General features: G+C 42.5%; 11 protein-coding genes. 6 read left to right on the forward strand and 5 right to left on the reverse strand.

Features of this window, described 5'->3' with window-relative positions:
- Window positions 1–358 precede the first annotated feature (358 nt).
- The 6 genes from F6K63_RS18370 to F6K63_RS18395 all read left to right on the forward strand — a co-directional run bounded on the left by F6K63_RS18370 (window position 359) and on the right by F6K63_RS18395 (window position 8975).
- Entirely contained in the window at window positions 359–2023 is a 1665-nt protein-coding gene (locus tag F6K63_RS18370) for an efflux RND transporter periplasmic adaptor subunit (RefSeq protein ID WP_287312834.1), read from the forward strand.
- A 23-nt stretch (window positions 2024–2046) separates the two neighbouring features.
- Window positions 2047–5217 carry an efflux RND transporter permease subunit gene (locus F6K63_RS18375; RefSeq protein ID WP_287312835.1) on the forward strand — a complete coding sequence of 1057 codons (3171 nt, stop codon included), beginning with the start codon at window positions 2047–2049 and terminating at the stop codon, window positions 5215–5217.
- Between the two features lie 98 nt (window positions 5218–5315).
- Entirely contained in the window at window positions 5316–5789 is a 474-nt protein-coding gene (locus F6K63_RS18380) for a hypothetical protein (RefSeq protein ID WP_008186218.1), read from the forward strand.
- A gap of 16 nt (window positions 5790–5805) precedes the next feature.
- Entirely contained in the window at window positions 5806–6693 is an 888-nt protein-coding gene (locus F6K63_RS18385) for a DUF8832 domain-containing protein (RefSeq protein WP_287312836.1), read from the forward strand.
- Window positions 6694–6856: 163 nt separating this feature from the next.
- Window positions 6857–7492, forward strand: a complete 636-nt coding sequence (gene grpE, locus F6K63_RS18390) for a nucleotide exchange factor GrpE (RefSeq protein ID WP_287312837.1) — start codon at window positions 6857–6859, stop codon at window positions 7490–7492.
- 130 nt (window positions 7493–7622) lie between these two features.
- Window positions 7623–8975, forward strand: a complete 1353-nt coding sequence (locus F6K63_RS18395) for an RNA-guided endonuclease InsQ/TnpB family protein (protein WP_287312838.1) — start codon at window positions 7623–7625, stop codon at window positions 8973–8975.
- On the opposite strand, the gene F6K63_RS18400 is transcribed toward F6K63_RS18395, so the two are convergent.
- The 5 genes from F6K63_RS18400 to F6K63_RS18420 form a co-directional block, all read right to left on the reverse strand.
- On the reverse strand, window positions 8880–9575 hold the full coding sequence (locus F6K63_RS18400; protein ID WP_287312839.1) for a DevA family ABC transporter ATP-binding protein: 696 nt from the start codon (window positions 9573–9575) through the stop codon (window positions 8880–8882). The two genes, F6K63_RS18395 and F6K63_RS18400, sit on opposite strands and share 96 nt — an antisense overlap.
- Window positions 9576–9625: 50 nt before the next feature.
- A complete protein-coding gene (devC, locus tag F6K63_RS18405; protein WP_287312840.1) occupies window positions 9626–10774 on the reverse strand; it encodes an ABC transporter permease DevC in 1149 nt (382 codons plus the stop codon).
- A 167-nt stretch (window positions 10775–10941) separates the two neighbouring features.
- Window positions 10942–12261 carry an ABC exporter membrane fusion protein gene (locus tag F6K63_RS18410; RefSeq protein WP_071102355.1) on the reverse strand — a complete coding sequence of 440 codons (1320 nt, stop codon included), beginning with the start codon at window positions 12259–12261 and terminating at the stop codon, window positions 10942–10944.
- A 216-nt stretch (window positions 12262–12477) separates the two neighbouring features.
- Window positions 12478–13005, reverse strand: a complete 528-nt coding sequence (locus tag F6K63_RS18415) for a MarR family winged helix-turn-helix transcriptional regulator (RefSeq protein WP_071102356.1) — start codon at window positions 13003–13005, stop codon at window positions 12478–12480.
- A gap of 232 nt (window positions 13006–13237) precedes the next feature.
- Complete coding sequence (locus tag F6K63_RS18420; protein ID WP_071102357.1) at window positions 13238–13978, reverse strand: phycocyanobilin:ferredoxin oxidoreductase; 741 nt, start codon at window positions 13976–13978, stop codon at window positions 13238–13240.
- Window positions 13979–14355 lie beyond the last annotated feature (377 nt).

Below are 14355 nucleotides of genomic sequence, written 5' to 3' on the forward strand. Positions count from 1 at the left end.
AAGGGAATTTCGGAGCAGGGAATAGCGAGTAGCAATTCTAGAATATGGCATCAAAAAGTATCACAATTACTACACGTAGCCTAAACCATTAATTCTAAAACATAGAATTAAATTGTGACATTAATTAAAAAAATTAATTAACAAATCAATTTCCTACTCTCAGAAGCTGAAGGCTTACCAAAGTCCTAAAAAAAATAATTTCATTGATACCTAAAATTTCATCCTGATTTCATATTTGCTTGTGATACTTAATCAAGACGACAGCAAATGACCATCTGGATGCAAACCTTAGGTATCTGGGTGGAGGCTATGGTGACTACTTGCACCCTCTGCTGAGCATCAAAAGCACTGATCCATTATGCACAAGACAGAAAAAATCCTGGCTTCAACGTTTACCTTTTTGCTGGTGATAGCGATCGCACCAGTTGCTGTTTTCGCCCATGCCGGGCATGGAAATGAGTTCCAAAGCGGAACCGAAGCCACCAGCAATCCCGAAGGAATTAAGGTAGATGCCACAACCGCTAGTCAAATTGGGATTAAACTCCAATCCGTCTCTAGGCAGTTTTTGGATATTGGTATTCAAACCACGGGGCAAATTGAAACCCAGCCCAACCAACAGGCGCAAGTAACAGCACCGATTCCCGGTACAGTTGCTAAACTTTTGGTCAAACCAGGTCAGAGGGTCAATAAAGGTCAAGCGGTTGCTGTCATCTCTAGCTTGGAGTTAATTGAATTGCGGGTTGAGTCTCTCGACAGACTGACTGAAGCTAAGGCAACATTGGGAGAAGCTCAGGCAAATCTGGAACTAGCTAGGGAAAATTTAGAACGTCAGCGTCAAATTGCTGCTGCTGAAATCGATGAAGCTGAAACTCAGCTAGCAGTAGCCCAAGAAGAGTACGATAAAGACCTAGCATTAGCGATCGAAGGTGCTCTGGCTCGACGTCAGATGCTAGAGTCGAAAACTAAACTAGCAGAGGCTAAAACGTTACTGAAAAGAGCATTTAGCCGTCGGGAGGTTCTGGAAGCAGAAGCAGAACTAAAACGGGCTCAAACAGCGGTTAAGGCTGCCAAATCTCGGGTTCAACTGAGCGATACTACCTACAAAACCCGACTACAACAACTTAGTAATTCTGCTAATGAGCAAGGAAGGGTAACGGTGCTTGCTCCAATTTCCGGTACAGTAGCGCAGTGGAAAGTAACCTTGGGTGAATCTTTTGAAGACGCAGGTGGGCAATTGATGACGATTGTTAACAATAATCAAGTCTGGGCAACTGCTAATATTTATGAAAAAGATTTATACAAGGTAAAAATAGGTCAAAAGGTTAGATTAGAAGTTTCTAGTCTGCCTAATCAGACTTTTACAGGTCAAGTTAGCCAAATCGACCCGATAGTGGCAGGTCAGACACGAGTAGTGCCAGTCAGGGTAAGGTTGGATAATCCTGGAGGGCAACTAAAACCAGGAATGTTTGCTCAATTAAATATTCTTACTGATAAAACCAGTGTAGCTACTTTAGCGATTCCTCAAGATGCTTTGGTTGATGCTAATGGTAAACAACTGATTTATGTACAAAATGGTCAGAACTTCTATGAACCTGTAGAACTTACTCTCGGTTCAACTTTTGGGGATTTGGTGGAAGTCAAGAATGGTTTATTTGAAGGTGACCAGATTGTGGCTGAAGGGGGGGTGATGTTGTATGCCCAATCCTTAAGGGGTGGCTCTAAAGCTGATCACCATGAACATGAGCAAGAAGAACATAATCATCAGGCAACATCGACTAACCTTAATGTTGCTAGCCTACCCTGGTGGTGGGTTTTTCCTGTAGGAGGGGTGATTACAGCTGGTGCTTTTATGCTGGGACGCCGCACTGCTTCACAACCAAGACCAGCACCTATAGAAATTTCCTATGAACCGACCAATAATAGCTATCATTCCACTGCTGATGTAAAAGCAAATGGGCAGAGCAATGGAGATGGCTATTTAGATTCCGCCATTCCTAATAGTTTCGCAAACAAGCAATCATAAGCAAGGGTATAGGTAAGACCAAAATGCTTAACTCCATCCTGAAGTGGTCTATTGCTCGACGCTGGCTAGTTGTAATTGGCGCTATCATCGTCACAGTTTGGGGATTTCGCATTGTTTCCCAAATGCCCTTAGATGTATTTCCCAATTTTGCTCCTCCCCAAGTTGAAATTCAAACGGAAGCACCGGGATTGGCTCCAGAAGAAGTAGAATCTTTAGTCACAATGCCTGTCGAAAGTGCGATCAATGGCATTCCTGGATTGACTACAGTACGCTCCTCTTCGGGAGTGGGCATTTCCGTAGTAAAAGTTATTTTTAAATGGGATACTAATATCTATCAAGCTCGCCAGTTAGTAACTGAACGGTTACAACAAGCTGCTGCCAGATTACCGGAAGGAGTAGAATCACCACAAATTTCTCCCCTTTCCTCGCCCATTGGTACCATTCTTTCCTACGCTTTTACCATTGACGACAATCTAGAGACAGGAGATGTCCCCTCTAAAATTGACCTAATGGCTGTGCGTCGATTGCTTGATCGAGATATTACCAACCAATTATTGGCCGTACCGGGGGTAACTCAGGTAATTGCCTATGGGGGAGATGTGCGTCAGTATCAGGTACTGGTTGACCCTGCCAAGTTAACCGCTTTTGATGTTTCCTTAACAGAAGTTACGGAAGCAGCAGCAGCAGCAAATACTAATGCAGCGGGTGGCTTTCTGATTAGTCCAGACAAGGAACTATTAATTCGAGGCATAGGACGAGTTGAGTCAATAGAGGATTTAGAACAATCGGTGGTAGTGGCACGTAATGGCACACCAGTGCTGCTTTCTGATCTCGCTGATGTGCGCATTGGTGCTGCCTTGAAACGGGGTGATGGTAGCTTGGATGGGAAAAAAGCGATTGTGGTGCTAGTTAATAAGCAGCCTCTGGTTGATACTCCTACTGTTACCAAAGCCGTAGAAGCAGCCATGGAGGAAATTAAAGGGGGTTTGCCGGAGAATGTCAAGGTTACTGTTACCTTTCGCCAATCCGATTTTATTGATGCCTCAATTAAAAATGTCAGGAATGCCTTGCGCGATGGCATCATCATTGTTTCTATTATTCTGTTTCTGTTCTTGATGAACTGGCGCAGTGCCATTATTACCCTCAGCGCCATTCCTCTGTCTTTGTTGATTGGGATGATGCTACTCAATCTCTTTGGTTTGGGAATTAATACAATGACTTTGGGAGGACTAGCTGTAGCAATTGGGTCAGTGGTAGATGACTCGATTGTGGACATGGAAAATTGCTACCGGGGATTACGGAAAAATCAGCAAGCAGGAAATCCTCTCAACCCATTACAGGTGGTTTATAACACCTCAGTGGAAGTGCGAGTGAGTGTGCTGTTTTCTACGGTAATTATCGCTGTAGTCTTCGCACCAATTTTCACCCTTACTGGTGTTGAAGGTCGTATCTTTGCACCGATGGGAGTAGCCTATCTCGTATCAATTTTTGCCTCTACATTTGTAGCCCTGACCCTGAGTCCAGCTTTGTGTGCTTTCTTGCTTGCTACTGTACAGTTACCGGAAGAAGAAACTTGGGTAGCGCGGTTTTCCAAGAAACTATATCAGCCATTAATTCGGTTTTCTCTTCATGCTCCCAGTCTAGTTTTGCTAACAGCAGTAGCAGGGTTTGTCGCTTCTCTTATTATTTTTACCTCTCTAGGACGAGTCTTCTTACCAGAGTTTCAGGAGCGATCGCTTGTGAATGCTTTCACTCTCTATCCCGGTGTCTCTCTGGAAATGACGAATCGGGCTGGTTCAGCCATGCAACTAGCTCTCAAAGATGACCCCCGGTTTGAGTCAGTGCAGTTACGTTCAGGCCGTGCTCCCGGTGATGCTGATGCTGGTAGTGTTACTCTCGGCCATTTGGATGTGGAAATTTCAGAGGAGGGGATGAAAGACCGAAAAGCAACCATTGAGAAACTGCGTGAGGAATTTGCTAAGTTACCCGGGGTAGCCCCTAGTATTGGTGGTTTTATTTCCCACCGCATGGATGAAGTCCTCTCAGGAGTCAGGAGTGCGATCGCAGTAAAAATTTTTGGTCCGGAACTTTCCGAATTACGAACTATTGGTGCTCAAGTTCGAGATGGGATGCAAGATATTCCTGGTGTGGTGGATCTAATTCTTGAACCCCAAATTCCGATCAAACAGGTGCAAATTAAGTTTGACCGCGCTGCTGCTGCTCGTTATGGTCTTAGTGTTGGTCAGCTTGCAGACATTGTTGAAACTGCTCTCAATGGTAGAGTTGTCTCGCAAGTACTGGAAGAGCAACAGTTATTTGATTTGGTAGTGTGGTTGAAAGCCGAATACCGCAATAATATTAATACCATTAGCAACCTGCTAGTTGACACTCCCACGGGTACTAAGATTCCTCTTGCCCAAGTTGCTAACATTAGTTATGGTAAGGGACCCAACACCATCAACCGCGAAAATGTTTCTCGTCTGATTGTGGTCTCAGCTAATGTTGCTGATCGAGATTTAGGTAGTGTAGTTGAAGAGATTAAAGCCACAGTCAAGGAGAGAGTACAATTACCTTCCGGCTACTTTATCCAATATGGAGGACAGTTTGAATCAGAACAACGAGCATCTCAAAATTTACTAGTATTCGGTACTCTGGCACTGATTGTGATTGCTGTTTTAATGTACTTTGCTGTCAAGTCAATTTCAGCAACAGTGATGATTATGCTCAATCTACCTCTAGCATTAACTGGGGGAATTTTTTCCGTTGCCCTCGGTGGTGGTATTGTCTCGGTTGCTTCCATGGTAGGGTTTATCACTCTCTTTGGTGTTGCTACCCGCAATGGTTTACTTCTGGTAGATAATTACAACAATAAATTGGCTCAAGGAATGCCTTTGAAGCAAGTCATTATTGAAGGTTCAACGGAACGATTAGTGGCAATTTTAATGACAGCTTTGACTTCAGCTTTAGGGATGGTTCCTCTCGTAATTGGCACGGGGGCAGGTAAAGAAATTTTACAGCCATTGGCAATAGTTGTTCTGGGAGGATTGTTTACTTCTACAGCTTTAACCTTATTGGTATTACCAGCTTTGTATGCTCAGTTTGGTCGCTTTTTCATATCTAAACCAATCAATCCAGGGATTTCACCTGAAGAATTAAATTCATCCTTTAAATGTGGTTCAGTGCTGGGTAAATAGGTAAGTAGTCAGCTATCAGCTGTCAGCGGTAAGCTTAGTCAGTATCAACTTTTTTACTGGTTATCAAAAAAATAAATTAGTTTGAAAGGAGTAAAACTATGGGTTCGTGGTTGCAGTCAAATTTAATTGTTCTATCTAGTTTGGGATTGATATTTTTAGCCTCCTGTGGCAATAGTACAAAAGAGACTACTCAAACTACCTCTTCAGAAACTGTCACCAAAACTGAGAAGGTTGATTCCTCCAGCCATGGTGATGGTTACTCCCAAGGTGGTCAAATCATTGAATCTGGCCTTTATCATTTAGAATTGTTGCCTATTGTCGAAAAACAGGGAATTCACTTAGACTTTTTTCTACAACAGGGTGAGGAACACAAAAGTGTATCTAATGCCAAAGTCAAGGCTCAAATCCAGTTACCAAATGGTGAACAAAAGAATCTAGATTTCAGCTATGATCAGGCTGGTAAACATTACGCTGCTTTTTTACCTGGGAAAGCTACTGGGGAATATAAGGTGGTCATTCAAACTGACATTAACGGTAAAAAAATCAACGGTCGCTTTTCCTTTAAACAATAAATATTGAATAACTTTTGTGGGTAAAGACATCATGAATCGTTTGGTTAGCGCATTACTAGTTAGTTCTACTTTATTGCTGGCTCAAAGTTGTTCAACACTAGGGCAATCTGGAGATGCATCTGTTGAGGGAGATAAACACCATGGTCACCATAATCACAATGAGCATGGTCATCACCATGGTAGCCATGGTCACGGAAATAAACCATCAGTAAAGACTAAAGCTATACTAACGACTCCCTCAACAATTACTTTAGATAAACCAAATAATTTGGTAATTGATATTCAAGACTCTGAGGGAAATGCTGTTCCTGATTTTGAGGTTTTCCAAGAGAAATTAATGCATTTAATTGTAGTCAGTGATGATCTTGATTTTTACGATCATATTCATCCGGAATACAAAGGTAATGGAAGGTTTGAAGTTGAAGCTAATTTTCCTAAACCTGGTGATTATACTCTTTTTAGCGATTACAAACCAACTGGAAATCCAGAGCGAGTTTCGGTGGTAAAAGTAAAAGCACCAGGCATTAAGTCATCTCTAAATGATATAGAAATTAAAAATACTAAAGTCTTTGGCAATACCAAGGTTGAGCTGAGTTTTGATAAACCCAAAGTTCAGGCGAATGAAGAAGTGATGATTAGCTTTAATTTAAAGGATGCTGCTAATAATAATCCGGTGAATGATTTACAACCTTATTTGGGAGAATTTGGTCATTTAGTAATTGTTAAACAATCAGAATCTATAACAGCATCTGATTATATTCATGCTCACGCACTTCCAGGTAAAACTACTGAACCGATACGTTTTGCTACCCAATTTCCTGAAAAAGGCACATATAAAGTGTGGGGTCAATTTAAGCGTAATGGTGAGATTGTAACCGCTGATTTCTGGGTCAATGCACTTTGATAAAGTATCTAATTTGGTAAGCACTCAGTAGTTGGCGATCAGCGATTAGCTGATCGCACTTACCAATAATCACAATAAGGGATATCATAATTACTCTACTGGAGTTGATCAGATTTCTAAATCTTCTCCTGTCATCCTTTATCCTTGATACGTCAGCCTGGAAATGACCGAGTCTTCCTATCCCAATTACAGTGAACAGTTGCGACAACTTATGGCACAAGTGGATATTCCTAGTTTTAGGCAACTCAGTCTCAGGGCTGATGTTTCCGAGTTGCAACTGAGGCGTTTGCGGAAAGGTCAGGTCTCGCAAATGCAGGTAAAAACGCTGCTGAAAGTTGCTGAAGCGTTGCAGGTGTCGCTTAATCAGTTACTGGTTATGTTTTTGCCAGATTCTGTTTCTACGTTACAGCAGGAAGACTCAACATTAAAGCAGGAGTACCAGCGTCTGGAACAGCAGTTGGAACAGCAGCGCGAGACTTTAATGCAGGAGTTTCAGCAATCTAGTTTACAAGTGTTAGAATCCTGGCTAGTGCAATGGCCCACTGCTGCTTATGCGGCACAACAGAATGAGCAGTTACCAGCTGTGAGATTATTGCCCCTGGTAAAGCCAGTGGAACAGTTGGTACAAAAATGGGGTGTGGATGCGATCGCATCTGTGGGGGAAGAACTCCCTTACGATCCACAACAACACCAACTTATGTCAGGCACTGCTCAACCAGGTGATCGGGTTAGGGTACGTTACACTGGCTACCGCATTGGTGATAAGTTGCTGCATCGTGCTAAAGTTAGTCCAGTTTAACAGAGTGAGCGGGAATTCCCCTTCCTCGCGCTAGCAGGTGGGGGATGAGAGCGAACACCAGGATTTTATTTTTGCCCGGAATATAGTTATAACAAATTGTATATAATAATAACAAGGAGGTGATCAAAAGATGAGACACTACGCAATCAAAGTCAGGATCTATCCGAGCGATGAACAAAAAGAAATATTAGCTCAACACTTTGGTTGCGCTCGGTGGTGGTGGAATTATGCTCTAAACCATTGCATTGAAACCTACAAATCCACAGGGAAAAGTGTAAGGCAATCTAGTCTCAATGCCCTGCTTCCAAAGCTTAAAAAAGCCGAGGAAACAGAATGGCTAAAAACCTGTTATTCTCAGGTGTTACAAGCTGCTACCTTAAATCTGGTCACGGCTTATAAAAACTTCTTTCAAGGTAGGGCTAGGTTCCCTAGATTTAAGTCAAAGAAGCGTAAACAATCTATTCAATATCCCCAAAAGGTAAAACTAGTTAATGGTAATTTGAAATTTCCTGGGAAAGTTGGTGTAATCAAAACCAAGTTTGACAAACGTCCAATTGAAGGAGAAATCAAAACTGTTACTATTTCCATGACACCATCTGGGAAATATTTTGCATCTATTTTGACTGAGTTAGAAGGGGATAATCCTCAACCTAATCATGAGGGAAAAGTAGCAGGTGTAGATTTAGGGGTTAAAGATTTTGCCATAGTTAATGATGGGAATCAAACCTCCAAGTTTGCTAACCCTAGACACTTGTACAAATCCGAGAAAAATTTAGCCAGAAAGCAAAATAAATTATCTAGAAAACAAAAAGGTAGTAACACCAGAAACAAAGCCAGAAGAATAGTTGCTAGGGTTCACGAACGTATTAGCAATACCCGTCAAGACTACTTACATAAGCTATCAAGAAAGCTTGTTGACGATAACCAAGTCATCGTAGTTGAAAACCTCAATACTAAGGGTATGCTATGCGCTACGCGCACGCTACGCGAACGGAACCACAATCTAGCTAAAGCAATATTGGATGCCGGATGGGGGATGTTTGTCAATTTCTTGTCTTACAAATTAGAAAAGGAAGGCAAGGTACTAGTGGAAATTGACAAATGGTTTCCTAGCTCTAAAACATGTTATAGTTGCCTTTATCAAGTGAGTGAAATGCCATTAGATATCAGGGCTTGGAAATGTCCTAACTGTGGCGCTCACCATGATAGAGATGAGAATGCAGCCAAGAACATTAGAGCAGAAGGTATCAGGATATTACAATCCTCTGGGACGGGGGATTCTGCTAGTGGAGGGGATGTAAGACCAAAGCGAGGAAGTAAACCCAAGCTAAGGCAATCCCCTGTGAAGCTGGAAACCACCTGCTTGCTACGCAGAGCAGGTGGTAGTTCATCTAACTGCTTTGATACCATTCAGACACCCATCTTCCATATTAACAATCCGGTCAGCAATATCGAGAATTCGATTGTCGTGAGTAACGAGTAAAATTGTACAGCCCTGTTCTTTAGCTAACTGCTGCATTAAATCGACCACTTCACGACCGGATTTACTGTCTAGTGCTGCTGTTGGTTCATCTGCTAAGAGTATCTTTGGATTACCCACTAAAGCACGAGCGATCGCGACTCGTTGTTTTTGCCCTCCAGAAAGTTTATCTGGGTAGTAATTCACCCACTGACCTAACCCCACTGCTTCCAATATAGCTACTGATTTAGTAATAGCATCTTTAACAGAAAGTTCTGGGTGTAGTTCTGCTGACATTTGCACATTTTGGCGAGCTGTTAAACTCTTGAGTAAGTTATGAGCCTGGAAAATATAGCCAATATGACGCCGCACTGCTATCAAGCGACGTTTATTGGCTCCCAGCAGTTGCTCTCCTAGGATTTTGAGACTACCAGATTGAGGCGATCGCAATCCTCCAATTAGGGTTAGTAATGTGGTCTTACCCGATCCAGAAGGACCAGTCATCAACACAATTTCTCCTTGGTGGATGTCTAGGTCAATATCAAACAAAACCTGTTTCCGTAGGAAACCCTTACCAAAGTAATGGTTAAGATGCTTAATGGATACAACTGCTTCATCCACCATGACAGTTTTCGTTCCTAGCTAGTTATTGATGATTGATATATAGGGATAGTTTAAAAAATATCAGCGGGATCGGCTGCTTGGAGTTTCCCGATCGCGATCGCACCGGAAATACAACACATGATAACCGTCATAATCAACACTGTTACTGCCCTAGCTAGACTCATGGCTATGGGTAAATTGGTAGCATTTTTCGTTAAACTATACAACCCTAAGGCTAGTCCATATCCGGGAATATAACCTAAAATTGCCAGAATTATAGCTTCTTGAAAAACGACAATCAATAGGTAGCTGGTTTTATAACCCATGGCTTTTAGGGTAGCATACTCAGGTAAATGATCCGCGACATCAGTATATAGAATTTGATAAACAATCACTGTACCCACGATAAATCCCATAGCGCTACCGAGGGTAAAAATAAAGCCAATGGCTGTAGTGCTTTGCCAGTAAGCTTTCTCCCAATCAACAAACTCTTCCTTGGATAAAACTCTAACATCCTTGGAAAGTTCGCGCCTCATCTTCTCTATAACTATCTCCACATCTAACCCTGGTTCTAATTCAATCAAACCGATATCAATTAGTCCTCTATGGCGGTCAGGGAAAAGGCGGAAAAAGTTTAAATCACTGGTGATCACATTTCCATCTGCTGCAAAGGAAGCCCCTAGGGTGAATAAGCCCCCTACTCGAATGCGACGTTCTTTGACTTCAGTGGTTATCTCTTTGCCCTGATTAAACTCTTCCGCAATAGGACCATATTCAGGTCTGGAGCTGTCATCGAACAAAACTACATCTGGTATTTTTATCGTATCCAGATTGCTGGTTACTCCAGATAAATTGAAGACGTTGTCAGTAGGATTAAACCCAATCACAAGTACATTACGAGTTTCACGGGTTTGAGGATTTTTCCAGAGGCCATAGTCCATATATATCCCACGGATCGATTTGACCCCATCAAATGCAATACTTTGATACAACCTGCGACTAGGAAAACTTTTCATAGTGATTGTTGCTTGGGACTGGGGACTAATCAAAAAAATATCACCCTGTAAGCTATTATGTAGTGTCACATTACTTTCAAACAGGGCATCCCGAAAACCCATTTGCATAAACATTAAAATATCGGCAAAAGCAATTCCTGCCAGTGCCACCAGCAAACGCATTTTTTCATGGCTCAATTGTAACCATGCTAAAGGTATTTTCATGATTAATAGTTACTGGTTAATTACTATTTTTTAATTCAAAATTCCAAATTAAAAATGAATAACCTTATACTTTGTAAGTGTTTCCACCGGATACAAGCCCACGAATTAATTTATAGGTTAGTTTTGAATTTTGAATTGATAATTTTTAATTGGAGCAAAGCGATTGACTAATCACTAATCACTATTTTTACGATGACTTGGGAGTTAGTTAAATCAGTAACGGTCTTGCTGTCTTCTGGATTGAGACGAATATCTACTTCGACAACTCTGGCATCTACGTCAGCGGCTGGATCAGTGTCAAGAACATCCTGTTTGTCAATTTGTTGCCCAATTCTAACTACACTGCCATTGAGTTTACCTTCAAATGCCTTGCTTTCACTAATAATTGTTACTTTCTGTCCTAGCTTGACTTTACCAATATCACTTTCGTAGACTTCAGCAACAACCATCATTTGGTCAGTTTGCCCTAGTTCCACAATTCCCTTTTCTTGATCTACGGTTTCTCCTGGATAAGTGTTAATTTTCAAAATTTGACTATCTAGTGGAGAATGGACGTAAGCAAATTTTAATTCTGCTTCGGCTTGCTTGACTTGTGCCATAGCCATTTCTAGCTCCGCTTCAGCCTGTGTAATATCTACTAGACGTACTTCTTTAATCTCTTCGAGGGTAGCTTTGGCTTCGTTAATCTGTGCTTCTACCACAGCTAGGGTTTGGTTGCGGTTGACAATAGCTTCTTTGAGTTGTTCCCTGAGGGTGCTTATAGTTTGGGTGCGGTTGGCTATGGCTTCACTGACGCTCTCTTGGGCGGTTTCTACGTTTAGGCGGCGGCTGTCCAATTCGGAAATTGCGATCGCACCGTCTCGTTCTAACTGGTCATAGCGCTGAAAATCTGCTTGCACATTCCTTAACTGAGCCTCTAATCGCCTGACTGTGGCATCTTTTTCTTGTTGTGTTTCTTGCAGCTGAGTCTGTAAACGGTCAATTCGAGTTTGTTGCGCCTCCTTTTGCCCCCGATACTCTGCCTCTAGTCGTTTAATCTTAGCTTCCTGAGCAGCAATGGTGCCACTTTTAGCACCAGCTTTGACTTTCTCCAAGTTCGCACGGCTTACTTTAACCTCCGCTTTCGCCCGTTCTAAATCCGCTTGTAAGCGTCCGCGATTTTCCATGATCGCAATCAATTGATTGGCACCTACTCTATCCCCTTCTTTAACAAGTAACTGAGCCACCCTTGGTGCTTGAAAAGTCGTTGGAGCAGCTAATTGAATGACTTCCCCTTCAGGTTCGAGACGTCCTAGAGCAGTTACAGCTCGGATAGCTGGGGTTGTACTGGGGGATGGCACTGGTTCTGGCGGGCGCTCACGAACCATTTCCAAACTGTATCGGCTAGCGACCACAGTTGCCAGAATCCCAACACCAGCAAGTACAATCACCCAACGGCTTAGGGGCTTTGATAATCCCTGATCTTTTATGCCAATCTTTGGCTCCATGACTCCTCCGGTTATATCAACTTCTCAACAGTTAATCCTTAGTTAATCCATCAACAATGAACAAGGTTCAACGTTTACGTTATCAATGAACCCAATTGGGTTATATGAGCCATGATGATCTCTTGTGTGCCATATTATATGGCTCCTTACTATTAAAATTAGCATAAAGTAAAGGCTAGATGAGCACCGCTAACAAATTTTTTGACCAATCCCTTATTACTGGGTCAGCTGAAATTCAGCAGAGTGCATAGCAGGGGTTCCCGCTCGCAACTTTGCTAAAAGTTTAACGAAGGTTTTCTTTTCTGCGCCAGTCAGGTGAGCCATCAAACCTGTCACCCGATTAAAGTGGTCGGGAAGCATTTCCTTCAAGAACTGCCAACCCTTTGGAGTCAGCTGAACCATAAGCATCCGTCGGTCATCTGGGTGAGGCTGGCGTTTAACTAACCCTTGACGTTCGAGACCATCAAGCAGACCTGTGATCGTCCCACGAGTAACACCAGCCTGTTGAGCACATTCGGAAGGAGTCAAGCCTAACGAACCCGCTTTGTGTAATAGCATGAGTACAGTAAACTTACCGATTGATAACTCGTAGCGACCCAAATGAGTGTCAATCGCTTCGTAGATTTCAGTGGTAGTTTTCAGGAACGACAGACAAGTAAACACTGATGCTATATCTAGTTCAGGGTACTGTCTCGCGAAATTTAGCAGTTCCTGCTCTGAGGGAAGGTCACGTTTAGTGAACATAGTCTATCCCCTTAAAAAAGTTTGCCGACTTATTATTATCGTGCCTTACTATAGTATTTCTCAAATAGGTGAGGTATACAAGTTGTGGATTTTAGGGAACAGGGAACAGCTAACAGGGAACAGGTAACAGGAAAAAAATCCTGTGTACCTCATTAATATGAGAACCGCTATCATCCATTGCTCCATCCCTAAACTAATCAGCAAACTAATCAGCTTTACGATTGATTAAGTATCAAGATACTGGCAAGTCAAATAGTACCGAGGTCATATAGTTCTCTGCCCATTCAACACCAAAAGCTTTTTCAAGCACCCGCCGGGTTTTGTCATTCTGGCGCTGCTTGCTGCAATAATAGTGTTGACTAGCAATAATTTCTGCTTGCTTTTCTCTAGAGACCGGTAGGGCATTAGCAGCATGGGCACAGTGAATCTGTAATAAATCATCCACCCATGCCAGGAACTGTGCTTCTTCTTCTGGACCATTGGGACGCACAAAAATGCAAAATTCTGAAAAAATGTCTGCCCAAGGTGGTAAGTCACGGGGCTGTTTAAACTCAGGTTTTGGTAGGTTCTCTAAAGAACAGTGATAGGCTTCTGGTAAGGTACGTTTAGGGTTGAGTGGAGAAAGGTCTGCGATCGCAGCGCTGATTTGTCCTCTAGCTGCCACCACATCACAGCCAAACATGGGCAGAGCATAGTCTGGACGAGGAAACATTACACAGTGTAAAATGTCCAACATCTCACCTACTTTTGCCAATTCCAGGTGCATTTTCCGAAACTGAGGTGTCTGATAGCAATGGTTTTCGATAGTCAGTTTCTCTCCCTCAAGCCGTCCTTGTACGTAGCCTAACTCGGCTGGTAAATCATAGATCGAAAGGTCGAAGTAGCGCCGCCAGTTCGACTCAATACAGTCCGCCAGCTTAGCGCACAGAGGGTTTTGTTGGGTTCTTAGGGATGGCGTGGAAGTGGTTGACATTCCTTAACACTTAAAGGCTATGGGTAAAATTGAGGCAACAGGCTTGCAGACAAAAGGGTTGGATGGGTTCTCCCCCCATTATCCCCTTTAAGAAAAGGGGTAGGCAAAAGATAAAAGGCATGCAAGACTTGAAGTATCAACCATTGCATTGATTGTAACCTTTGCAAATGGTATATTTTTATACTTTATCTTTCCTCCTTCATCCTTCGACCTCTATCTTCTCACCTTATCGGTCACCATCAATTGCAGCAAGATATCCTAGTATGGACTTCGGATAAGCTTAGGATATCAGCTTGCCATGGGCAATCCTTTAGCGCTACACAAAACTTTGTTACTGCTGGGATTGGATCTAGGATTTTGTTTGCGATCGCATAAAA

The sequence above is a fragment of the Moorena sp. SIO1G6 genome (assembly GCF_010672795.1).
Taxonomy (GTDB): domain Bacteria; phylum Cyanobacteriota; class Cyanobacteriia; order Cyanobacteriales; family Coleofasciculaceae; genus Moorena; species Moorena producens.